We start from the raw sequence: 25,017 nt of genomic DNA, 5'->3' as shown, positions 1-25,017 counted from the left end.
ATCAGCTTCTCAATCACTGCGAAACTCGCCAAATAACGATCTTAACAACCTTGAAAAATTTGCTGACATGGCAGCAGATTCTGACCAATTAGCATCTTATCTAGACCCATTATTGCTCGCTAAAAAATACTTTGATGCAATGGAAAATATGTCAGATGGTCAAGTTAAGTAGACAGAGTTACGCAGAAAGTTCACTTCTAAAGTGGCTGATTCACTAGCTAAAATCATAACATTTGATTCCGAATTTGGCTTTGATATCGAGCGAATTGATGCTCAGGATAGAAGCGACCGAAGAAAATCACAAGCCAAACGTAAAAATGCTTTAACTGAAATTGCTACCAGCTTGGAGCATAGTTTACACGCTGAATTATTTCGCCACCAAAACAAAATTGCTAACATCACTAGTCGTGAGAAGGTCCAATCCGAGCGACAAGCAATTCAGCAATCTGTTAGGGAGAAACACCAATCACTAATGCAAAGAGTAAAACTTGGCAGTCGTGGGCGCAATCCCCCAGAAGAGAAAATCAACGTTGGTTAATTTTCACTAAAAAGGAGCAAGGCTGATGTTAGTAAGGGACTCTAGAACCGCTAACACCAGCTCCTTTCATTTTAAAGGGCTGAGTGAAAAACAGACAACAGGAACGGTGAACAGGGATAAAATCTGAAAACAACCGTGAGCGAACTTTGAGACGTGCGGCTAATGCTTGTGAAATTGCAGCCGGAACTTGCCTAAACTCAACAATAATTTACCTTCCATCTATTGCAAATTGACACAATAATTTACCTTCCATCTATTGCAAATTGACTCAGCCGGGTTACTGCTGGCGATTGGTACTTGTCATTTTTACTTTACCGCCACTCCTATTGGTGAAAAGTTATTCCCAACTGCAATGGTTGGTGGTACCGGTTCGTTATCAGTTTTGTGCCCTCTTTCTGAACCGACGGGGGAATAGTTTGAGGCTCGAACCTCTGTACATCTTGCCGTTGTGGAAATTGACCGCATTTACAACCCTAAAAATAAATGATCCACCTAACCAATCAGGTGGAGTTGCCATCGCTCTCATCATTTTTGGGGGGAGAGTTGCACTTTCCAAGATACTTTTGAAAAAGTGACGGTTAGTGACGTTCGCAGTGACTGTCAAATTGATGTTGTCAAACCCTTGCCAGATAAGGAAAGTGACGTTTGTTATGTTCGTTACGTTCAAAACGAAAATCATTATTTATTTTGCAGATGAAATATATAAATGAACAACACAAATATCTAAGCAAATTCCAAGAGTCCAATTTTGGAGCCAGAATTTCAATACTGAGATTTGACACACGGGTAGGGGTAGGAATTATCGCCACTGCTCTATTTTCTCGAATAACCGCCAGCTCAATGGCATCGAACGGGACATGATCAGCCAGAATTTACTTCTGTATCAAATCCCCACCGGGGGAAATTTGCGCTGATGAAAAAAACAGGCCGTTTAGAATGACTCGTCACGATTGGGAGCAGTGGGAACTGGCTGGACGCTCTAAGCACGTGCTTTTCAAAAGATTGGAACTCCCTAGCAACCGAGGTAAACCCATTCATTCAGGCAGGATGGGGTTTTGTCAGTTTTACTATGGCCGGCTAGATGCTTAGGCAGTTGCAGTTTGCTGAAAATCAAAAAGCTAAATGGGATCGTCTTATTGATCAGAGAGATGAGGCAATCGCTCAACTCGACACCTAAATTCAACTAAAGGTAACTTTAGAGCCAATGACAATAGGTCAGGCACCGGTGAAGCTTGATAGCTCTAAGAAATGGTTGGATGTTAAGTTACCAAAACTGACAGCTAAATTTACCAAATTTTCTGCTTCACCTGACTCCTTCCTCATTTACTTCACTTTTTAGCCCGGATGACACTTCACCACCTCTCAAAAACCCACCTTTATGTAAGGAAACTGGTGAAGTGAATGAAGCACCAGGTGAAGTAAGTGAAGTAATATCGCTCATCCCCACAAATGCAGATTATGCAATTTGGAGAGGGTTAGGTGTTCTAATGATGGGTCTTACTGCTGCTAGTAGAGATATTTTTAGATGTGGTAATGGTGGTAAAACTTTTCACAAGCTGAAACAGTATTATGAGTTTTTGGAACACCAGTTTGGCAAAATAAAAAAATGAAGGCAAAACGTAAAATCCAAATTCGTATTTTTTTTATGCAGACCGTAACAAATAAATGTATGACTGTCAAATTAACCAGAGTCCCCTGTATTGGAGAAACGATTATGTTTGATTCCAATTCCTTCCCTGAAGGAATTGGAATCAAGGGAACTATATTTAAAGTTGTTCGAGTTAATCACTGGGTGGATGTAGATGATGATGGAATAGTCGGGGATGTTGAAGTCACACTGCAAAGATAATAGTAATGACAATCAAAAAGCGAGCGCGTTTCGGGGGTGACAGGTGACAGGTGACGGGTCGAGTGACAGGTAAGGTGACGGGTCAAAATTCCTACTGTATAAGGAAAGTGACAAGTGTGACGGATAAACCTATTCTTTACCAGAGAATTTACAACGAAACCAGTATATCTACTAAAAGTAATCGTATTTCACTTAACACTTAAGTTCAGTTTTCTAAAGTCCCAATACTACCTGCTTCAAAAGGGCGACTCTATCACCTTGCTTCATGAGTATCACCGCAGTTATGAACTCCGCACCCAAAGCACACGCAGTTTAAGGATCTGGCTCAAGTCTCCTGTGGCCTTCAAGCCCGGTAATGAAATCGGCCAGTAACATACGGCGATGAAAATCAAAATTACCAATATTCAGGACCTTACCCATTATTAGCTCCCTTCCCTATATAAAGCTTGATTTCTAAAATATCTCTACCTAAAGTCTGGAAATGCTCTTTCAACTTATCAGACACCAGCAATATCCCAAGGAAAATTGCTGGTGTCTGATTGGTGCGTAAATGTGCAAAATCCCTTTCGGTTGCATATCGCTTTTTGGCTGACTTTAAATTTCCCTGACTTTGATGGATCAAAAGTAAGCGGTATTTCCTCTATCTCTTCTTTGTGCTGGAGACTCATCCAGTCGATGATAGCCATAACTGCCTTAAAGCATTTAAACCCCTGTTGGTTAATAGCCGCATTCTCTATCATGATGTGCGTAACTATATTTAAAGTGGTATCGACTCTAGTATGATTGTGGAGAATAAATGTGAAAATTTCTCTAATTGCTTCAGCCAAATTCGGAAGTCGAACAATTTATTCCGATTCCCCATCCTTAATTTTTGCGGTAGACTCCCACTCTCCCATTAATTCATCAAGCTGTTCATAATGCCATTTCATAAACTCGCTGAGAGAGTCTATTTTTCTGCCAAACTCTTCTGGCTGGAGTGCATTCTCTGTGAATCAAGTATTTGGTAATTGAGTAGGGGATAGTCCGACTCATTTTAATAGTAAAGCCAAATATTCTCTCAGTTTGCCGCAACAATTATCTCGCATTGGTAGTAGTGGTGCGGGTGGTTTTGGTACGTTGCACTTAAATAAATATAAATATAGGTGTAAGTTCTAGTTGTTATGAATGAATAAGGGATTCAAAAGTTAATTTTTCCATCTCCATCCAAATATTTAAAATGAGTATTGATGTTTTTAGCCGCTGCTTCTGCTGTCCAAGTCGGATTTCCGAAATAAGCTTCATGATAAGATTTATCACGAAATTTTCTTTGCTCTGAATCCCACTATTTTATAGTATCTGGCAATTGATCTGGTGTTATCGTTCCGGCTGGATTAAGATTTACCAACCCAAAATTTAGAGCAATTGCTTTTAATGTGTTTTTGTCGTCTCCCTGATCAGCACTCTGCAAACATCCATCCAATATCTGTATCTTGAGTTTTAAAAATACCCGAAAAACTTTTATCAATATCATGATTTTATGTCCTTTCATCTCATCCCAAGCAAATCCCACTCCAAAAATATTATATCTAAGTCCAGAATAAGGAAATTTCACCTGATACCTTCTTATTCCGGATCGATAAATCACTTTACCAAATCAAAGATTTATCCAACTAATACCACCACAGAACCTTCTTTCAGTCCTTAGTATCACAGAGGGAATTTGTGTATTTATTAATCCCTTGTTTTCCAAACACCAATTACCATTATTCTGAGTTCTGAAATTATAGCTGAGTCCATCAATAATTAAGTTTGTATAGCAAAAAGGTACTTGCTCAGGACAGGTCACATAATAACGCTGATAATATTTTAGCTGCCAAAAAAGGTCAGAAGTACAAGGAACTGAATATACAGGGGGAAGCTTAAATGGATCTTCTGGGAGAGAACATCTTGGATTTCTCCAAACCAACTGGAAAGCTGGTAATCTCATGTATAAAAGAACGCCATGTATCTGAATGCCTTTATTACATTCATCATCAACTATTTTGATTTCAAATCCAATAGGTTTTCTTGCAAATGGGTCTGAGTAATTTGGCGGCTGCCGTGTGGCAGGAGTTGTATAAAAACTACCTCCGATATTTGTGAAATTGGGTTGGTCTGGAGTTCTAAGTATCTAAATAATTATTAATTGTATATTATTTAATAATGAATCCATAAGTGACCATGTTCCATTAATATTCCTCCCTAGCCTAATTATAGGAGTTAGCTAAAATTGGTTATCATCAAGATAATCATCAGTTTCTACTTCATTGACGACTAACTTATTCATTCCTTGAATGCGTTGATAAACACAGCTTAATACTGCTAGGTGATATTGGTAGGAATAATTTTATTTATTTCATTATTTATCAAAATTTTAAGTTCTAACTCGCTCGTATGTATCCCAGTTTGTACCTATTGCTATCATTGGTGTTGAGAACTGTATCGATTGCCTGAAATCAGCGATTGTATATGATCCATCGGAAGCATTCGTTGTCAGATCCAATTCAAAGATGAAATCACTATTCAGATCGATTGCGGTTAGTGCGCTTTCTAAGGTTATTGAATCGTCGTTAAACATAATGCCATTATTATCTATTCTCGTTCCATCATCAGTAATTGTCATAAGTAGGTAGACAAAAATCAACATAACTATATAACATACTTGAAATCCTTGCGATTGATTCCGCTTTGCTGCATTCGCCATGACATAGTTATACATTTTTCCGCCCAACTACTTATCTATTCTACTTCCAGAACTCACCAGTGCCTTACCACTTCCAAACAGGCTGATTATCGGTGCGGTAATATTTTCTTTTAAATCATTAACGGTAACTGCAAACTGTTTTTGATAGCTCCAATTATTACCATCTAAAGTCTGAACTCTAATGCTGTAACGAGATTTAGTTTCATAGTAGACCTATTGCAAAATTGTTTCTGTGGTATGATAGACAGTCTTATATTTTATGTATTTTTGGTGTTCTTTGGGCTCGCTAATTCAAACATAACCCTGTAACTCTAACTTTTGGCTAAAACAAAGACAGCCGACCATTGTAACATAAAATTAATTCTGCAATAGGTCTATTAAATAATAATCTAATGACTTTCTGGGGCTAGTCCACTGAACATTTAGCATTTTTTGGCTTTCTCTTCTCGGCTATCTTCTAGCAAAATTTCTGGGAGAGATACTTCTCCCAGAGACGATATCCAAGCTGTGGCTTTTAGCTAGTGGATGAGTAGAGAGAGATACTGCTGCTAGTTAATGTTAAGCCGATGGTTTCGTGAGTTGAAAAGGTTCTTATGGTCATATAATTACATTCGAATATAACTATATTATCCGATAAGGTTCAGGAGGATGCGATCACACTCCAAACACCAAGGCAAAAAGGAGATTAAAAATACTCTCCTTAATCATTAGGGATTGTTGTTGAATTTAGTCAAAGCTTTGTTGGCTGTTTTCCCGAAGAATCAAGGGTTTTGGAGGCGGATCATTGGGGAATTTAGGGAAGATTTAGTCAGTCCGAAAAATCGTAGTGCCCGAAACGCAGTGGGTGACCTGAGATTCGAACTCAGAACCAGCGGATTAAGAGTCCGATGCTCTACCGTTGAGCTAGTCACCCTTACTAAAACCTATAGTAGCAGACTTTTGACGCTGCCGCTAGTGTTGCAGTTAAAAAACTGGTTCAAGGGGGAATTTGATTGTGAAAGTGATGTGATTATCTGCGTTTACGACATTAATTGAGCCGTTTAGATGTTCCATAATTGGTTTCACCAAAGCCAGTTCTAGTCCAGAATCCCTAGATTTCCAGGGAGCATTATTGGTAAAATGATAAAATGGCTGAAAAACCCTTGTTAATTAATGGTTGGGAATCTCGACATCGGAATAACAGACTTTTAACTCTACTGTGTCTGCACTCAAGTTAGCTGAGATGGTAATTGATTCACCTGCGGGGATGAATTTGCAAGCATTTTTGAGCAATTCTGTGATAATTTGTTCAAGGTTGGTAATGTCTGTTTCTAAAGGTGGCAGGTTTGGGGCAATATTTAACCTTAAGTTTTATTTCTGACAATTGGCAACATCCCGAAAGGATTCAACAATGGGAGTTAGCCAAGTTTGCAAATCAATGGCAATTAATGTTGGGGGTTCCGGTTCAGTTTTTAGATATGTTAGTGTGAGTTAATAGTCGACTAATTGATTTTCGCGTCCAGATTCATTATGTAAACTTTGTAAGAGTTGTGGTACTAATTCAATATCTAAAATACCGTTGGGTGTGAGAAAACCTTCTAAAGTTTGAGCCGCAAGACTAATACTAGTAACGGGTGTGCGCAGTTCTTGGGAAAAGGTTTTGAGGAATTCGTTTTTGTGACGTTCTCGTTTTTCTAGTTCTTTTACTTATGCTTTAGTTTTCTCATGGAGTTGAGAGTGACGAGTTGCGCTCGCACATTTATTAGCTATTTACTGTACTAAGGATATCTCCAATTGCTAGAAAGTTTCTTCTATCGATTTGATTAACCAAATATTGCCTAAAACTCCTTTAGCATCAAAAATCAGACAAGCAAGTTGGCAAACGACTTTTATTTGTAAATTCCACCCAGGAAGAATTTCTAAAGATTGGAAAAATTCTTTTTGTAATAATGACTAATAAACTTGGGGAAAGTCTGAAATCTCTCTAGTTAATCCCTGTCCATATGGCAAAACTGTTGGAACTATATTCACTGCTAACTGTAACTGATCTTTGGTAGATATTATACAGTTATATTTGACATCTTTCTAGTTCTAATAATTGAGCCAATTCTTGAACTGCGGTTCGTAGGACTTGGTTAACATCCAGATAGTTGCAGATTTTCTGAGTAATTCTTCGCACAATTCCTTGGAAATTCTGCATCTGATTTAATTGTGAACTGTACTGTTCTTGTTGTAATTCTAGTTGTTTTTGTAGATATCTTACCTGTTATTGTAGTTCTGCTTGCTGAGTAGCAATACCGATTTGCAGAGCGATCTGTTTGAATAGGTCCATTTATTCTTGTTGCCATTTTCGCGTTTCTCGGCATTGTTGAGCAATTAAAAGTCCCCATAAATTTTGCTGTAATAAAGTTGGGACTACTAGATCAGCTGACACTTGTATAGAGGCGAGAAAATCTATTTATTAAGGGTATAAACATGTGTTATAAATAAATATCTTCACTAACATGAATATAACCACGTTTATAAAATTCTTGAAGCTGAATATCAAAACAGGAATCTTGGATTTTCTGACCGAGTAGGGAATCGCCAGCCATAATTGTTGGTTCAGCCAGAATTACTCCACTATTTTCAGTTTGGAAATAGTAAATTAGGATGCGATCAAAATCCAGTAAATGACAGATTTCTTTAACTGTTTGCTGGAGAATAATCTCTAAATCTTAACATTGACTAATCTTATGGGCAATTGCTTCTAGTAGTCTCTCACTTTCTGCTGTCATTCTTCCAGCTTTTTCTAAATAATTTGGAAGAAGTAATATTGCTGGTAGTACCAATCAATCTGTAAGTTCTAGAATTTAGATCTCGCAATGGAGTTAAAGTGGGACTCCAGCAATTATTGACACCTTGTAAATGCAAACATTGTTTATAGGAAATTGTTTTTCCCAACCGCACACAATTAGCATAACGTTTACGCACCCTAGCAGCATCTACAGGTGAAAGAATATCCTCTGGTTTATTACTGCGCAGTTCCTCTGAGGGAATACCAAGCTATCTCTCATGGGTGGGATTAAGTGCTAGATACTGAAAATCTCCCTCTTCCAAAACATCGACAATAAATGGACCTCTTGCAAAATTGTTTCTGTGGTATGATAGAGAGTTTTAGATCTTATGTATTTTTGGTGTTCTTTGGGCTCCCTAATTCAAACATAACCTTGTAACTCTAAGTTTTGGCTAGAACAAAGACATTGTGCCATTATAACATATAATTAACTCTGCAAGAGGTCTAATATAGATGTTTGCACAAAATTGTACATACTTGCTAGAAGCTGCTCACTACTGCTTGTTTCATCGAGTTGTGTTCTGTACCGAAAAAAGTCTGCCTGGGTGCTGTGCTGTGTTGGTCAACTTGGGGATAGATTCAACTGAATTGATTTTCATGAGAGACCTTATTTGATTTGATATTTCTGACTCTTATAGGCGCTCTCTTGGTATTAATTTTGGTGACAAAAACCCCCTAGCAGCTAAAGCTAAGTATTGTTCAGATTTGACTCATGGATATTTATTTCTCTAATTTTTAACCGAAATATCGTTAAGCGAATAGGTGTAAACGCAAGCATTGCTGCTGGTTACAGACAACAATTTATCTGACGCGCGTAAAACTATACTGAATGTTTGTCAATTATGTTTTAACATTCTTGCATATACTGAGTTATAAATCAGAAAAATCTTCATAATTGTTAAAATTCCTCATATTTCCCCGAATATTTGTAATGGGTAATTGGTAACGTCAAAATGTCTTTCACAGACTATTATCTTTCCGTACAGCGCTACACTCTACCCTTTCTCACTTATGAACGAAACAACTTGTAAGCGGTGATTCCTGTGAGGACTCCTACATTCAACCAAGTAATAGCTAAACCGACAACTTCCCCTGAAAATAACTGTGTGAAGCGGCGCGAAAATATACCTATAATCGAACCAACTGGTAAAGCCACAGCCCAAATTGCTTAATTCAGGAATATCCAAGACTATCCCCAGTGGAGTCATGAAGGAATTACTAACCACCATTGTGCTACTCCAATCACCAAGCTGCCAATACCCCCGGAAATAATTCCAAAGACGATTGTAAAAGATAACAATTCTGTTGATGGTACATACCAGCCTATAGTACCGCCGCCAATGGCGGTAATTAGAGTAACCAACCTAAGACTGTTGATAGTATCCAGCGGAAAGGAAAGATAGTTTGTCTGAGCATATAACTTTAGGGGAATGCGAGCGTAAATCCACCCACAACAGCTTCTAGGATTCCCACATCAGGCCTTTCACCAATTTCAATCGAAAATAAACTTAAGAAAAAACCACTTAAAGTAGTGAAACTCCACAGTAACGTAAAAGTAAAGATATTAAACTTAGTTTTTAATAATGCTAATTGCATCACAATTTTTTTAAATGTAAAGGTTGAACTGCTTTGGTAGAAAACAAATCTAAAAAGCCTTACGCCGCTTTTAAGGAGATTCAGGAGCAATATAACCCCATCAACTTTCCCAATAGAAAAAAGAAAAACCTGCAAAATTGTGATCACCTTTACTGGAGTGAATTCCATCACGCACAATTTGCACTTGTTCTTGAATTCGTTTAATATCCACAGGACTGATAGTAGTTACCGTTGAAATCCTAATACTAACAGGAATCTTAATCATTGCATATTGTACCGCAGGTTTTTCTATTTCTGCAACGAAAGAGTTCTTATCATCTCGATATACCTGCAAAATCAACTCATCGACTAAACCTTTATTTACCCAATTTTCCTAATCTTGCAAATAATATTTATAGGCATAATACTGAAAATTAGGAAAAAGAGATATTTTCAAATGGGGTTTAATTGCTTTAACAGCTTGACTGATTCTCACCATAAAATCAGCAATTCCATTTGCCCGCCACCGCATCCATTCGGCTGCGAAAGGCTCATCACGTGGATTCTTACCTAAATGTTCCTTTTGGTAAAGTTTAACAGTATATGTATATGTATCATAACTAAATTGTACCGACATACCAAAGTAGTCATAAACTTGAATCCCAGCCACATCATAATTTTTGACAACTTCTAAGATTAAATTTTGAATAAGTTCCTGCACCTGGGGATGAAGAGGATTTAACCAAACTTGCCGATTAAAAACACCATTATTCTCAACTTCTTACGGCAGAATTTCATTAATGGAATTAATACCTTTTTGCCAAATTGCTAACCATTATGAGTGTAACTTTGCCAATGGACAATTAGGTAGAGTCATGAACCCATATTCAAACCAAGGAATAATATTTATATCTTTACTTTTTGACGAATTTACCAACTTTGCTAAAGTATCCTTACCACGATGCATAGAATTTATAAAAGGTTGAATTGCATCACCTGTAACAGTTTGGGCAACAGCACTTTTACAAGAAGTGTAACCTCTGTTCTAGACTACTGGATAATTAGTATTAAAATTCAACGATGCTAATTGATCAATAGCACGGTGAATACCCCAAGGGACAAAAAGCATACTACTGGCAACATTAATCAATCAAAGACCGCAAATTTCTGTAGTCAAAGAAATTACTTTCTGAGAAGAAACAGAAGTAGAAGAAATTGGAAATGCTGTTAAACTAAAGATAAGTCCTAAACACAGACAAAATAAAAAATAACGACGGAATACCCTCTTCATTTGCAAATTAAACTTACTATTCTCCTAGTATATATAACTACAAAATAAAATTATATGTGTCAGGATTATGTAATGATATGAAGACTCTTTAGAAAGAAATCAAAAAGGCACAAAATAGATGTAGTAATCATTCAGACATAAAGCACTATCCTTAATACTTACGTAACGTGCCTATACTTTAGCATCAAATTAAAATCTTTCCACACCTGCAAACTGCTGAATTGATACTTTCGCAGCTTCTCCACAAGTGCGCGGTGTAGGGAATATCTTACCAGGATTAGCCAAACCTCGAGGATTAAAAACTTGCTTTACCCATTGCATAGTTTCTAAATCAGCCTGACTAAACATATCTGGCATATAGCATTTTTTATCCGCACCAATACCATGTTCACCAGAAATGCTACCACCTACTTTCACACAAAGTTTAAGTATTTCTCCTCCCGCTTCTTCAACTTTCTCGAACTCTCCCGCTACAGATTTATTAAATAAAATCAAGGGATGAAGATTTCCATCACCAGCATGAAATACATTCGCAATACGATAACCATATTTTTGACTGATAGCTTCAATTTCCTTTAACACATAAGGTAATTGCGTCCGAGGAATTACACCATCTTGAACATAATAATCAGGGCTGATATGTCCCGCAGCAGCAAAAGCAGCTTTTCTACCCTTCCATAATTTTAATCTGGTTTCTGGGTCAGTAGCAGAAGTAATATTACGCGCTCCATTTTTCTGACAAATTCCTGCTACCCGCTGTTTATTGACTGCGACTTCTACATCTAAACCATCAATTTCTACTAATAAAATTGCTGCTGCATCACGGGGATAACAATTAGTAGCGACAACATCTTCGACAGCATTAATACTAATATTATCCATCATTTCCATGCCAGCAGGAATAATGCCGGCACTAATAATATCGGAAACACTTGCTGCGGCAGCATTAACAGTATTAAAGTCTGCCAAAAGTACACAAATTGATTCCGCACTTTTGAGAATTTTCAAAGTTATTTCTGTAGCAATTCCTAAAGTTCCTTCCGAACCGACAAATACACCAGGTAAATCATAACCAGGCATTTCAGGAATTTGTCCACCGACATCAACAATAGAACCATCAGGAAGTACGAGTTTTAAACCCAAAACATGATTAGTAGTCACACCGTATTTTAAACAATGTACTCCCCCGGAATTTTCGGCAATATTTCCACCAATAGAACAGATTATTTGACTAGAAGGGTCAGGTGCAAAGTAAAAACCAGCACCGCTTACAGCTTGTGTTACCCAACTATTAATTACCCCTGGTTGAACAACAGCAAGGTGATTCCGTAAATCAATGCTGAGGATTTCTCGCATTAGAGCAGTGACAATTAACACTGAATTTTCCGATGGTAAAGCGCCACCAGATAAACCCGTACCAGAACCTCGTGCAATGAAAGGAACGGAGTATTGATTACATATTTTTACAACTTCTGCTACCTGTTCTGTAGTTCTGGGTAAAACTGCTACTGGAGGAGTTTGACGATAGCTGGTTAAACCGTCACATTCATAAGTAAGGAGTTCTTCTTTGCGTTTAACTACACCTTTCTCACCAATAACAGCGATAAATTTTTTGATGATGGGTTTCCAGTTGATTTGTTTTTTATCTTGGGTAAGCATAGAGTTTTGATTATGAGTGATTTACTGGTGTGACAAGGTTGTAATTATGTCACTAGAATAATAGTACCAGTTTTAGAAGGAGTAAATTTTAGAGGATGTTTGAAAAGTCCACCAGTTCCGGGAATTCAAAATTCAAAATTCAAAAATCTGATCGTTCAGGCCTGTAGTCTATTTTAAATAGTTGCTCTATTTAGTCCAAAATCAAGATATTAGGTTCATCATTAACAATGAGAATTTTTTGAGTCATACCATTTTGGATTGGAGGTCAATGTTGCCTAGTCGGAACATCCTTAGTAAAGCTGGATTAAATTGTCTAATTTGTCCGTTAATATCAGTAATAAGTAGTCTATCTGCTAGATTGTCAATAATAGCGGTCAGGTCAGCGAATGTTGTTTGCAGTTCTGCGTCTGCCTCTTACCGTCGTAAGCGGGATAGGACTAATAGCCTACTACCTCTATCAACCGACTCAAAAAAATGTGTAAAAGCAGATATTAATTAAAGGATCTCTGCGATCGCGCACGGTTTTAGATGTGCCAATGGTGATCGCAGCCCATATCCGCTCTTTGGCTCTCAAAGTTACACAAATTAAGGCATTATGGCAAGGAAGAATTGGTAAGTGTAGCAATTGATTTCCACTAAAAATGCTCATTGATGTGTCATCCTACTTTTGTCCAATATATACTAAAAACGGTTTAAAAGTTTGATTCTGAAGGTTCGCGGAGCGTCTCTGAAAGAGATAGTGAAGAATCATAGTGAAGAATCTCCGAGATACTTCGCTGCATTACGTGAGGTATGGCTTATGCCTGCCCTATCAATATGACATAAGTCGAAGTCTCACCCGTTTGTAGTATAGTGATACTACTTTTACCTAACACCAAAATTAGTGAGTATTCATTGATCACAATTTAAGATAAAAGCAATTTTTCTCACCGAGAATAACTACTTAAAGTTATTTAAAATTTGTCTAAAAGAGAAAGAACATTAGCCAGGACTTATGTCGTTATTTTATCGGTGCTCTTGTTGTGATCAACTAATTTTTCTAAACTTGAGTATTGTTCTAGTTTTTCCCCCTTTGTTTCTTAGTGACAAAACGCCCCTTCTTCTTCAGCAACAACCTTTAATACTTACTAATGAATGGCATTAAGTGTTAAGTGTTTATAATTATTACCTTTTTTATACTGCTTGGCTGGTATTATTAACGTGTGATAGGTAGGTTATACGCTTGAGTTAAAAGAGTATAAAAATTTATCCCCTCCATCTCATGACAAAGGGGGTGAAAAGTTTAAGCAGTGAAATACTTCGCTACAGGGTGATAAGTAATAATCGCCGTCGTAGACTGTTCAGGATATAACTGTTCACTTTCATCCATGAACATCTTCATCCTGTCAGTTCCCAACAACTCCAACTGCTTAAACTGATCCTGAATATTCGGACAAGCAGGATAGCCAAAACTATACCGAGAACCTTGATAACGCTGCGCCAACATATCCCGAATATTATCCGGTTCAGCATCACCAAAACCCAACTCCCGGCGAATTCTGGCGTGAGTCCATTCCGCCAAAGCCTCCGCCACCTGCACCGCCACACCATGGAAATACAGGTAATCAGTGTATTGATTATCAGCAAATAACTTTTGTGCAAACTCTGTCGCCACTTCCCCCACAGTCACCGCTTGCATTGGGAAAACATCAATTATTCCCGACTCCTTCGGTGCAAAGAAATCTGCAATACAATATCTTCTCCCAGAACGTTGACGAGGAAACTCAAAAATAGCAATTTGTTGTGATTGATTTTCTACATCATATATATGTAGAGAATTTCCCTCAGACTGACAAGGGAAATAGCCATAAATCACCTGAGGATGTAACAAATTTTCTTCAATAATTCGCTGTTTCCAACCTTCTAAAATTGGATAAACCTTCTCAGCTAAAAACGCCTGATATTCCTCTTTAGATTGTTCCTTCAACTTGCGGAATTGCCACTGTCCAGCCACCAAAGCTTGCCAATCCAAGTACCAGAGTAATTCTTCTAAAGAAATATCATCAGGTTGTAAAAATTGCGTTCCCCAAAAAGGTGGTTGAGGACGCTCAATATCTATTGCTACAGCCTCAGAACGATGGGTATCTATTTCCTTCGGTTCAGCAGCTACTTGATATTTAAAAGTATTCTCTACTATTTCTTGATGCCTATGGGTTGATTCTTCAGATCCTCCTAATTCATCTAGAAATCCTTTTAAATCATCCCAATTACCTGCATTTTTGGCTGGCATTAATTTATCCATGAAATGCAAATCACAAAAAGCATCTTTGCCATAAACAACTTTACCTTTATAAGTTCCTTGACAATCTTGATTTACAAATTTAGGAGTTAAAGCCGCACCACCTAAAATTACAGGAATAGTAATTCCTTGTTCATTGAAGACCTGCAAGTTTTCTTTCATGAAAGAGGTAGATTTCACCAGTAAACCACTCATGGCAATACAATCAGGTTTATGCTGTTCATAAGCTTGAATGATATTTTCTACTGATTGCTTAATTCCCAAATTAATCACCTTGTAACCATTATTTGACAAGATAATGTCCACCAGGTTTTTACCAATGTCGTGAACATCCCCTTTTACTGTCGCAATGACAAAAGTTCCCTTAGCATTATTACCAGATTCTGATTTTTCCATGAACGGTTCAAGATAAGCAACCGCAGTTTTCATGGTTTCCGCCGATTGTAAAACAAAAGGTAATTGCATTTGTCCAGAACCGAACAATTCACCAACTACTTTCATCCCATCTAACAGGAAAGTATTGATGATTTCTAAGGGAGGATATTGTTCTAAAGCTTTTGTCAATTGTGCTTCTAAACCAATCCGTTCACCGTCGATAATATGAAGTTTTAAACGTTCTTCGATTGGTAAAGTTTCATCAAAGCTGGTCTTAGGTTTAGTTTTGACTCCTGCAAAAATGCTTGTTAGTTCTCCCAAAGGATCATAAATGCATACATCACCATCAAATTTCCGTTCATCGTAGATTAACTGACGGCAAACTTCTTGATGCTGAGATTCAATTTTAGCAAGTGGTAAAATTTTGCTGGCGCTAACAATTGCGGCATCCATTCCCGCAGTCATCGCTTCATGTAAAAACATTGAGTTCAAGACAATACGCGATGCTGGGTTTAAACCAAAAGATATATTAGAAACACCCAAGATTATATGACATCCAGGCAATTCTTGACGAATACGGCGAATTGACTCGATTGTGGCTTTACCATTTTTCCGATCTTCTTCAATCCCTGTAGAAATCGGTAAAGCCAGAGTATCAAAAAATATTTCTGTGGGACCAATACCATACTCTACGGCTTGGCGATAAGCACGTTGAGCGATCAGAAATTTTTTCTCTGCTGTTCGCGCCATGCCATCTTCATCAATTGTACCAATAATAACACCAGCGCCGTATTTCTTGGCTAATTCCAGCACCTTCAGAAAGCGCGGTTCACCGTCTTCATAGTTGGTAGAATTGAGTAAACATTTACCACCAGCAACTTTTAACCCCGCTTCCATTTTTTCCCATTCGGTGGAGTCGAGCATTAATGGTAAAGTCACATTATTGACAATGCGGGAAACTAACTCGTGCATATCACGCACGCCATCACGCCCTACATAATCAACGTTAATATCTAAAATGTGTGAGCCTTCTTTAACTTGCGATCGCGCCATGGACACCAAACCATCCCAATCTTCCGCGTTCAGTAAATCACGGCATTTTTTAGAACCACTGGCGTTAAGACGTTCACCAACTATCAAGAAAGAATTATCTTGCTGGTAGGGTTGAGTAGTATAAATTGAAGCTGCTGCTGGTTCTAAACTCGGTTGTCTAACTTTCGGTTTTAAATCTTGAGCAATTTCTGCTAATTGTTGAATATGTTCAGGTCTTGTCCCACAGCAACCCCCAATCACTTGGACACCTAAATCTTCAATAAAGTGCATTAACGCCATCCGTAATTCTACAGGTGTAAGCTTGTAATGTGCTTGACCACCAACGTTTTCTGGTAAACCTGCATTGGGAATACAAGAAACTACGAAGGGCGAATGTTCTGATAAATACTTGATATGTGGTTTCATCAAATCGGGACCAGTAGCACAGTTTAAACCGAGAATATCAATGGGATAAGGTTCTAAAATCGTCATAACAGCAGCAATTTCTGTACCTACCAGCATTGTACCCATGGTTTCCATAGTCACGGAAACCATTAAGGGTCTTCTTTCACCTTTTTTGCCAAAAACTTCCTCAATAGCATTCAACGCCGCTTTAATTTGCAGCACATCTTGGCAAGTTTCCACCAAGAATAAATCAACACCACCATCAAACAAAGCTTCCGCTTGTTCGGCGAAAGAGGCTTTCATGGTGTCAAAGTCAATATGTCCCAAGGTAGGGAGTTTGGTAGTCGGTCCAATAGAACCAGCAACAAAGCGGGGTTTTTCAGTGGTAGAAAATTCAGAGGTGATACTTTTAGCTAATTCTGCTGCTTTCTTACTGAGATAATAAGCTTGGTCTGCTAAGTCGTATTCTGCCAGAACTATGGACATAGCACCAAAGGTGTCAGTTTCAATAACATCAGCACCAGCGGTGAGAAAGTCACGGTGAACTTGGGCTACAGCTTCCGGTTTACTATGAACCAAATATTCGTTACAACCTTCATACTGTGCGCCGCCAAAATCTTCTGCTGTCAGGTTTTGGGTTTGCAGGTTAGTTCCCATCGCACCGTCAAAAACGATAACGGGACGTTCTGGACTATGTAGCCTTTTTAGGAAGGGATGTGTCATATTTATTGTCTGAGAAACAATTTAGTTAATCTGGTAATAATAGACGTATATTTATTATTTTCCAAAATCTTGACACTGGACGTAAAATTGACAGAAATAAAATATTTTAATGCTTAAAAGTATCTTTCAACAAAGCCCCGTTACATTGGGTTTTTGCTGGTAATTTTATTTTGTATCTACCACAACCTGAATATTAAGAATGTTAAAATAAATCTACAGACAGAGGGAGAGGTAAAAAAATACTTACACCTCACTAGTATAAAATTATACCTTTTTCTGACAGTCAAAGTATTACTTTTCATGCCAGCAATTTTATCATTATTTAGATATATGAGATTTAGAGATTGGGCATCTAGAGTCACGCTCGTTTTTTTCATGTTTGCTACTCTGATTTTGGTAGTATTTATGAGTGGGTCAAGACAGATACAAAGTCATAGCAATGCTTCCACTTCAGAAGCTACTGTTGGGAGTCAATATCCACAAGCACAATTTCCGTCAGTAATAACTACAGAGGAAAAAAAGCGAACTTTATCTAAAGCACCTATTAATAATCAAAATCAAATTAATAAAATTAATACCCAATACGCCACTACTACCGCTTTTTCCCAATATAAACCCAATTTAGCTAGGGCTGAAGTAGACCCTAGCAATTATGGAGAACGATATACCAAAGATGCTAATGGTGTACCACTAAATAATCAACCTCTGGTCGTACTCCATGAAACTAGTAATTCTGCTTCTAGTGCAGTTAACTTTTTTCAGACACCACACGATGATGAAAATGTGCAAGCAAGTTATCATGCGTTAATTACACTCGATGGCACAATCATTTACTTAGTACCACCAGACAAACGCGCATTTGGTGCAGGTAATTCTGTTTTTAAGGGTATTAATGGTATGGAAACTGTACAGACTAATCCCCAGTTACCACCATCTGTGAATAATTTTGCCTATAATGTTTCCTTAGAAACTCCTCGTGATGCTTGGGGAAAAACTAATATCGACCAACACAGTGGTTATACTGAGGTTCAATATGATTCTTTAGCTTGGTTAATTGCTCAAAGTCAAGTTTTAGATGATAGAATTACAACCCATCGCGCTGTAGATATTACTAATGGGAAAGTTGATCCGTTAAGTTTTGATTTTGATAAATTTTTTAATAAATTGCATTCTTTTCGCGAGTTGAAAACTTTTAATAATGCGAAAAAGAGTTAGTAATTTATTTAAATTCTTTTTGTTCTTGAAGTTCTTTGACTAGAATATGTAGTTTTGTTGATTGATTCGTACATCCATCTTCATTAGGATGCGTTTGTTCTAATTTAATTACATGATTAATTGCTGTGTATTGATGGTTCTTGAGTTTTTCATATAGCAATTTATCACTTTTGTCATAATTATCTCCTTGTTTGAGGATACCAGCTTTCTTTTATTTCTGTTTCTAGTTTTGGACGTAGTTCCTTGTAACTTCACTCAAGCATACAGAAATCATAAACAAATAGCTCTAGCTATGATAAAACTAGAGCTTGATCAATGTGTGAAAATCCTAAATCCTACTTACTAAAACTATAAATCTGCTGTGTCTGCAAGTGGTCGCTCAAAGAAGAAGGTAGTACATCAGAATTAAATGCCTGCCGATCTAACTGTACTTGCAAATTAGTCAGAGGATCACTACCAGAAGAAATTAAGAAATCCAACTTCTGGACATAGGGTAAATTTAGTAATTGATCCAAAATCTGACAAATTGCTTGCAAGTAAGGATGACCCTTCTGTTCATACCAATTAGCGTCAGCAACTTTTGGCTGGTCAAATCCCAAATGAACAGTTAACGATGGCTTATCAAATAAGGCAACTCGTAACGGACGTGCTTCTTCTTGTAAAAGTAAATGATTCGTTTTTGCTAAATGCCGAAGTTTCTCTAAACGTTCATAGCGTTGCGTCACTGAATCTGGTTCATCTTCCCAGTGTAATGCTACTGTCACCAGATAAGTTTGTAACAACATATGTCCCAACTTTTTGGCTTTTGTAGCTAGGTAAGAACAGTTATAATCATTGGCTTCAATTAACAAAGGCACTCGATCTACAACTTCCAAACCATAGCCCTTGACACCAGCAATTTTACGAGGATTATTGGTAATCAGACGGATCTTTTTAATACCCAAATCCATGAGTATTTGCGCCCCCATTCCATAATCGCGCAAATCAGCAGGAAAACCTAAACGCTCATTAGCTTCCACGGTATCAAGTCCCATATCCTGCAACGAGTAGGCTTTGAGTTTATTAATCAAGCCTATACCCCGTCCTTCTTGACGCAGGTAAACAACCACACCTTGACCAGCATTTTCAATCATTTTCAATGCGGAATTTAACTGCATTCTACAGTCACAGCGCAAAGAACCTAAAGCATCACCCGTCAAACATTCGGAGTGCATCCGCACCATCACAGGCTCATCTTGAAAGTTTGCTGGGTCGCCCTTGATGATCGCTACATGGTCAGTATTATCTAAAGTGTGGCGGTATCCGTAAATATCAAATTGTCCAAATTGACTGGGTAGCTTGGTAACGATTTCTCGATACACCAGGCGATCGTTTTGGAGACGATAGCTGATAAGATCGGCAATGCTAATAATTTTAAGTTTATGCGTTTTAGCATATTCGATTAACTGTTGTAATCTTGCCATTGAACCATCAGGATTTTGAATTTCACAAATTACCCCAGCGGGGTATAATCCTGCTAGTCTTGCTAAATCAACTGCTGCTTCTGTGTGTCCTGCCCGTTTGAGTACACCTCCAGCTTTAGCCCGAATCGGGAAAATATGCCCAGGACGTCGTAAATCCAGCGGCTGTGTGACAGGGTTGAGGGTAACTTGAATAGTACGGGCGCGGTCTTCTGCGGAAATGCCAGTGCTAACGCCCAAGTGAGGACCAGCGTCAATGCTGACAGTAAAAGCAGTCTGGTTAGTATCTGTGATGTTACTGACCATTAATGGTAAGTCTAGTTCATCCAGGCGCTCGCCCGTCATGGCTAGACAAATTAGCCCTCTGGCTTCTACCGCCATGAAATTTATCATGTCGGGGGTGGCAAATTGGGCAGGACAAATTAAATCGCCTTCATTTTCTCGATTTTCGTCATCTACCACCACAATCACACGACCCGCTTTGAGGTCGGCTAAAGCGGCATCAATAGAATCAAATTCAAAGGCTTGGCTAGTCTTAGGCTGTGACACAGAAAATTTCCAGCTACCAACGTAAATTTTTTTAACAATTTCTTATTGTAAATTGTAGCTTGTTTATCGAAACCAGATATTATCTGAAATAAGTAATATATCTTTTGCTTGACAAATAATTAGTTCATACATACTATTAAGGGTATAAAATCTAATATACATAGAGTGTGAAGCTATGGATTAGACCTCGTTACAGAATTAATTTCTTGTTACTCCGTTCCCACTAAAAGAATAAGATCATAGTAATGGGGTAGAGGGATAATGCTTCTGCCCAAGGTGGAATCCCATACCCCTAATTTGATACTGGTAAGGGAGTAAACTAAGGGTTTGGCCTTGTTTTAGCCAAAACTTAGAGCTACATAATGTTTGAATTTAGTGATCGCAAAGAACACCAAAAATATCTAAAATCTAAAACCCTCTACCATACCAAATAAATAATTTTGCAAGAGGTCTATTGTTTATTTTCCAAGACTCCTACGTTGTCACGCTGCTACTAGTTCCTTTCCAATTAATAGGTTCAGTCACCATAAAATCTAACATATACTTACTAGCTTATTTTCGGAAATATGTCACTCGGTATACTTCTGACTGCCTATTTTTCCTAACTCCTTGAAAAATGGGCAAACTGGGAGATTGAACATTGACCATTATCGAATGCCTATTCCCTTCCCAGTATGAAATTAGTGGTGTGGGATTCCACCTTACGCAGAAGCATTATCCCTCTACCCCATTACTATGATCTTATTCTTTTAGTGGGAACGGAGTAGTTTGATCAGAAAAACTAAAACTTCTCTAAATTCTTAAATTTCGATTAATAGTTCTACTTCTTGTTTACCTTACAACGTGCCTGCTGCAGGTTCTTGACAGCGCTCTTCAATACTCCCAAATAGTTTTTTCAACTCGACTATAGTTGTCTGAGGTTGGGAATTAACTGGTGGTTCCCCGTACTCGTCAGTCCAAGATTTGAGATGTTACAAAAGTAACCGTGTCTGTCCTGGTAGTCCTGAGTAAAGTTGGATTAATTTGACTGACTATATTTAGTATCAAATGTCTTTTGTTTGAAGAAAGTATATGCTTGTAGAAATAATTCCTAACCATCAGAATCTAATCTCTGAGAGATTACTTATAAAGTAAATGTTTAGGAGAGAAGAGGAAGTAGCATAATTCTAGTCATAAGAGCATATATAGCCCCTTCCCTCATTTGTGTTAAACGCTCATAATCCTTGCTTAGACGATGATATTGGTTAAACCACCCAAATGTTCTTTCTACTACCCAGGGTTGTGGTAAAACTTTAAATTCTTGCTTAGTAGGTCCTATGACTTCAACATGAGCTTGAATCATGAACCAAACTGCAAGTGCAAATTTATCACCGTCATAACCGGAATCAACCCATAAAACTTGGACTTTTTCCAATAATTCTGTGGGTTCCTCTAGCAGTTCCATTAGTGCATAGGCAGTAAGTATTCGTTCTGGGGCATTCGCTTCACTAACAACAACTTTCAACACAAGTCCCAGGCTATCAACTAAAGTCTGCCCCTTTCTTCCTTTTACCTTTTTACATCCGTTAAAACCATACACATCCGCTTTCTTTGGTCAGTTTTGACCGACTGACTGTCTGCAGCGAGCGCGGTAGGTTGTGTTCATTTACCTAATTTCGAGCGAACTTGACTACCCAATGTATGGTTGAATTTTTCCCAGACCCCCTGGCCCTGCCATTTCCTGTAATAGCTATATACCGTTGACCTTGGCGGGAAGTCACCTGGAAGCATATTCCATTGACATCCAGTTTTCAAATGATAATAGATGGCATTACATATTTCACCCATATCTGTTGTGGGTGGATGCCCTCCTTCTTTGGCTGGTGGAATCAATGGGGCCAGGATTTCCCACTCCATATCACTTAAGTCTGTGGGGTAAGACTTTCGTTCCATCAGTAGCTATGTAAATACACTACATTTTATGTATCCTCTCCTTCCAACATTCCTTTTCTACTCCCCTTTACATTTACTTTATCAATAGCCTCTTAGTTAAAGGCTGACTGTTGAGAGATTATGAAATTCTAAACCCACATTAGTGGGTTTTTACTGTTATTAACTTTGAGCAATTCCTTCTTCTCGTGCGGCCTGTTGTACAGCAGCAGCAACAGCGGTAGCAACACGACTATCAAAGACTGAAGGAATAATATGTTCTCGATTCAAGTCGGAAGGTTTAACTAAAGATGCGATCGCACTAGCTGCTTCTAAATACATTGTTGTGGTAATCCTTCTAGCCCGACAATCTAAAGCCCCACGAAAAACCCCTGGAAACGCCAGGACATTATTGATTTGGTTGGGGTAGTCACTGCGACCTGTAGCCATAACTGCCACGTTCTTGGGGGCTAATTCTGGTTGGATTTCGGGGATGGGATTAGCCATGGCAAACACAATTGCATCCTTTGTCATTCCTTGCACTATTTCTGGTGTTAAAACTCCGGGTGCGCTCACACCGATAAACACATCTGCACCTTGCATCGCACCTGCTAAAGTGCCTTGGGCTTTGACTGCAAATTCTTGTTTTTCTTCGTTTAAATCAGTGCGATTGGTGGATATAATGCCTTTGGAGTCACACATCAAGATTTTTTCTGCTCCTGCTTTGCGGAGTAAACAAGCGATCGCAACTCCAGCTGCACCAGCACCATTAATCACAATGCGGATGTCTGCAATTGATTTATTGACTAATTTTAAGGCATTAAACAATGCAGCTAAAGTAACAATTGCTGTACCATGTTGGTCATCATGAAAAACTGGTATATCTAATTCTTGTCGCAGTCTTTTTTCAATTTCAAAACAGCGGGGTGCAGCAATATCTTCTAGATTCACACCACCAAACACAGGAGCGATATTCTTCACTGCTTTGACAATTTCATCTGTATCTTGGGTAGCAAGACAGATAGGGAAAGCATCAAGACCTGCAAATTCTTTAAATAACATGGCTTTACCTTCCATCACGGGTAAAGCAGCACTAGCTCCAAGATTCCCCAAACCCAAAACCGCACTACCATCGGTGACGATCGCGACAGTGTTTTGTTTTATAGTAAGATTGTAAACTTCCTCTGGATTTTGGGCGATCGCAGTGCAAATCCGACCGACTCCAGGAGTGTAAGCCATTGCTAAATCGGAAACACTTTTGAGAGGGATTCTACTAGCGATGCTGATTTTGCCACCACGATGTAAATTAAAGGTGCGATCATAAACACTGATTACCTTGATATCAGGTAATCCTTTTATAGCTTGAACAATAGTTTCCGCGTGTTCTGTACTAGCCGCATCAACTGTAATATCACGGATGGATTGTTTGCGGGTTTGTTCAATTAAATCAATTTGTCCTAGATTACCACCACTGAGTGCGATTGCCTGTGTTACAGAAGCCAACATCCCCACCCGGTTGGGAATTTGTAAGCGTAGCGTCACACTGAAACTAGAATTAGGAGTTAAGTTTGCCATTGTGCTGTGCGATTTGAAATTTTGGATTTTATATTGAATTGCTTGTTAACGTTCTATTTCGACAATAAAATATGATATTTAATCTGTATATTTATGCCTTGACTGTAATAACCAATTCTTTATTGTATCAAAATACATTAGTTTTAACTAATCATTTTCATGATGAATATTGTCATAATCCGGATTTAAGGATTTATGGTTAAAGCTGCCGCTAGAGATACAGCATATTTATAATACAGCTTTAAATACTACTAAATACTGTGATCGCAATTAAAACGGTGATATTGCATAATCAAATTATGACAGTACAAGCTGGCACTAGTTTAGTTGCTGAGTCCTAACCAGAAACCGAATATCAATAAACTCTGAATAAAGCCAGAGAGACGTTTATTAGAAGCAAGTTAAGTAGGTTGGCCTTAAACATTGTTGTTATGACAGGCAGAAAGCAACAGGGAAGAGGGTTTTAGTAATTTTACTTTTTGTTACATACTTCTGTTTCTTCCCGCCGACTTACTTATTCCTTGTTTGCAATAAACCTCATCCACTCTGAAAAACTTACCCAAAAGAAATCACAACTTAAATACTAAGCAGTTTTTATTTCTGACTTACAGCAGATTGCAGATCAATTAGGAAGAGAGTTTTACTCCTGAGTCCTCACTCCTACTGTATGTTCTCAGATTCTTTGTTAACAAGAATCTTATATAGCTCTTCCGTTAGTTTTATGGTACGGCATTAACATCAAAGGTTTATAGGAAATCGTAAAACATAGGAAATCTTAAAACCTCAAAACCCATGGGTGGTAAAGATTATAGTGTAGATAAGAGTTTTATTTGTTATTCGATTCCATAAAAGGTTCGCAAGAACCCTATTTATTTAGCTATTAGGTAAGTTATTTAGGTTAATACCTTGGGAAACTAAATAAGCTATTAGTCTCTCGTTTTGTTGTTTTTCCTGTTCAGACTGCTGTATATCATAAATTTTATCTTCAAATCCTGAATTACACATTTTCATCCTGAAAATTACTCAATCCTGGATATCCTGATTGAGT

The 25,017-nt window shown here is 38.0% G+C and carries 18 protein-coding genes, 1 tRNA gene and 3 pseudogenes; 6 read left to right on the top strand and 16 right to left on the bottom strand.

Features of this window, described 5'->3' with window-relative positions:
- The first annotated feature begins 202 nt into the window (after window positions 1–202).
- From AAZO_RS07995 to AAZO_RS41125, 3 genes are all read left to right on the top strand, one after another.
- A complete protein-coding gene (locus AAZO_RS07995; RefSeq protein ID WP_013190857.1) occupies window positions 203–538 on the top strand; it encodes a hypothetical protein in 336 nt (111 codons plus the stop codon).
- A gap of 1,397 nt (window positions 539–1,935) precedes the next feature.
- A complete protein-coding gene (locus AAZO_RS07985; protein WP_013190854.1) occupies window positions 1,936–2,148 on the top strand; it encodes a hypothetical protein in 213 nt (70 codons plus the stop codon).
- Window positions 2,149–2,252: 104 nt separating this feature from the next.
- Entirely contained in the window at window positions 2,253–2,387 is a 135-nt protein-coding gene (locus AAZO_RS41125; protein ID WP_266888747.1) for a hypothetical protein, read from the top strand.
- A gap of 497 nt (window positions 2,388–2,884) precedes the next feature.
- Here AAZO_RS41125 and AAZO_RS07975 read toward each other — a convergent pair whose 3' ends face one another.
- From AAZO_RS07975 to AAZO_RS07955, 3 genes are all read right to left on the bottom strand, one after another.
- Window positions 2,885–3,214, bottom strand: a complete 330-nt coding sequence (locus AAZO_RS07975) for a hypothetical protein (protein WP_144031259.1) — start codon at window positions 3,212–3,214, stop codon at window positions 2,885–2,887.
- 494 nt (window positions 3,215–3,708) lie between these two features.
- A complete protein-coding gene (locus AAZO_RS07970; protein WP_013190851.1) occupies window positions 3,709–3,978 on the bottom strand; it encodes a hypothetical protein in 270 nt (89 codons plus the stop codon).
- A gap of 1,972 nt (window positions 3,979–5,950) precedes the next feature.
- Window positions 5,951–6,022, bottom strand: a tRNA-Lys gene (locus AAZO_RS07955).
- A gap of 403 nt (window positions 6,023–6,425) precedes the next feature.
- On the opposite strand from AAZO_RS07955, the gene AAZO_RS37450 reads away from it, so the two are divergent.
- On the top strand, window positions 6,426–6,578 hold the full coding sequence (locus AAZO_RS37450; RefSeq protein ID WP_228371568.1) for a hypothetical protein: 153 nt from the start codon (window positions 6,426–6,428) through the stop codon (window positions 6,576–6,578).
- A 1-nt stretch (window position 6,579) separates the two neighbouring features.
- Here the strand turns inward: AAZO_RS37450 and AAZO_RS37445 are convergent.
- The 3 genes and pseudogenes from AAZO_RS37445 to AAZO_RS37440 all read right to left on the bottom strand — a co-directional run.
- A pseudogene (locus AAZO_RS37445) lies at window positions 6,580–6,753 on the bottom strand (histidine kinase dimerization/phospho-acceptor domain-containing protein); the annotation flags it as partial.
- Window positions 6,754–7,156: 403 nt separating this feature from the next.
- Window positions 7,157–7,288, bottom strand: coding sequence for a hypothetical protein (locus tag AAZO_RS41120; protein ID WP_266888744.1), 132 nt, complete (start codon window positions 7,286–7,288; stop codon window positions 7,157–7,159).
- Between the two features lie 560 nt (window positions 7,289–7,848).
- A complete protein-coding gene (locus tag AAZO_RS37440) occupies window positions 7,849–8,088 on the bottom strand; it encodes a hypothetical protein (protein ID WP_266889376.1) in 240 nt (79 codons plus the stop codon).
- Between the two features lie 879 nt (window positions 8,089–8,967).
- On the opposite strand from AAZO_RS37440, the gene AAZO_RS41115 reads away from it, so the two are divergent.
- Complete coding sequence (locus AAZO_RS41115; RefSeq protein ID WP_266888742.1) at window positions 8,968–9,096, top strand: hypothetical protein; 129 nt, start codon at window positions 8,968–8,970, stop codon at window positions 9,094–9,096.
- A gap of 32 nt (window positions 9,097–9,128) precedes the next feature.
- On the opposite strand, the gene AAZO_RS37435 is transcribed toward AAZO_RS41115, so the two are convergent.
- The 6 genes and pseudogenes from AAZO_RS37435 to metH form a co-directional block, all read right to left on the bottom strand.
- Window positions 9,129–9,287: a hypothetical protein gene (locus tag AAZO_RS37435; protein ID WP_228371567.1), complete on the bottom strand. Its 159-nt coding sequence runs from the start codon at window positions 9,285–9,287 to the stop codon at window positions 9,129–9,131.
- A 59-nt stretch (window positions 9,288–9,346) separates the two neighbouring features.
- Window positions 9,347–9,520: a hypothetical protein gene (locus tag AAZO_RS37430; RefSeq protein ID WP_013190847.1), complete on the bottom strand. Its 174-nt coding sequence runs from the start codon at window positions 9,518–9,520 to the stop codon at window positions 9,347–9,349.
- A gap of 100 nt (window positions 9,521–9,620) precedes the next feature.
- Window positions 9,621–10,220 (bottom strand): annotated as a pseudogene (locus tag AAZO_RS42380) (glycoside hydrolase family 10-like protein).
- A gap of 759 nt (window positions 10,221–10,979) precedes the next feature.
- Window positions 10,980–12,449 (bottom strand): glycolate oxidase subunit GlcD, encoded by a 1,470-nt coding sequence (gene glcD / locus AAZO_RS07935; RefSeq protein WP_013190846.1) that lies wholly within the window; start codon window positions 12,447–12,449, stop codon window positions 10,980–10,982.
- A gap of 466 nt (window positions 12,450–12,915) precedes the next feature.
- Window positions 12,916–13,098: a hypothetical protein gene (locus AAZO_RS07930; protein ID WP_013190845.1), complete on the bottom strand. Its 183-nt coding sequence runs from the start codon at window positions 13,096–13,098 to the stop codon at window positions 12,916–12,918.
- A gap of 633 nt (window positions 13,099–13,731) precedes the next feature.
- Entirely contained in the window at window positions 13,732–17,262 is a 3,531-nt protein-coding gene (gene metH, locus AAZO_RS07925; protein WP_013190844.1) for a methionine synthase, read from the bottom strand.
- A gap of 330 nt (window positions 17,263–17,592) precedes the next feature.
- Here metH and AAZO_RS07920 point away from each other — a divergent pair, with 330 nt between their 5' ends.
- Window positions 17,593–18,477 (top strand): peptidoglycan recognition protein family protein, encoded by an 885-nt coding sequence (locus AAZO_RS07920; protein ID WP_041642801.1) that lies wholly within the window; start codon window positions 17,593–17,595, stop codon window positions 18,475–18,477.
- A gap of 335 nt (window positions 18,478–18,812) precedes the next feature.
- Here the strand turns inward: AAZO_RS07920 and ribBA are convergent, their stop codons facing one another.
- The 4 genes and pseudogenes from ribBA to AAZO_RS35085 form a co-directional block, all read right to left on the bottom strand.
- Window positions 18,813–20,486 (bottom strand): bifunctional 3,4-dihydroxy-2-butanone-4-phosphate synthase/GTP cyclohydrolase II, encoded by a 1,674-nt coding sequence (gene ribBA, locus AAZO_RS07910; protein WP_013190842.1) that lies wholly within the window; start codon window positions 20,484–20,486, stop codon window positions 18,813–18,815.
- 1,138 nt (window positions 20,487–21,624) lie between these two features.
- Window positions 21,625–22,418 (bottom strand): annotated as a pseudogene (locus AAZO_RS29365) (IS5 family transposase).
- A 159-nt stretch (window positions 22,419–22,577) separates the two neighbouring features.
- Window positions 22,578–23,969, bottom strand: a complete 1,392-nt coding sequence (locus AAZO_RS07895; RefSeq protein WP_013190839.1) for a malic enzyme-like NAD(P)-binding protein — start codon at window positions 23,967–23,969, stop codon at window positions 22,578–22,580.
- An 873-nt stretch (window positions 23,970–24,842) separates the two neighbouring features.
- The gene (locus tag AAZO_RS35085; protein ID WP_187289686.1) at window positions 24,843–24,980 is read right to left on the bottom strand and encodes a hypothetical protein; all 138 of its coding nucleotides are present in this window, start codon (window positions 24,978–24,980) and stop codon (window positions 24,843–24,845) included.
- Between the last annotated feature and the right edge of the window lie 37 nt (window positions 24,981–25,017).

Source organism: 'Nostoc azollae' 0708 (genome assembly GCF_000196515.1).
Classification (GTDB): Bacteria; Cyanobacteriota; Cyanobacteriia; order Cyanobacteriales; family Nostocaceae; genus Trichormus_B; species Trichormus_B azollae.
The sequence above is the reverse complement of the archived record's forward strand: the minus strand, read 5'-3'. Positions and strand labels throughout refer to the sequence as shown.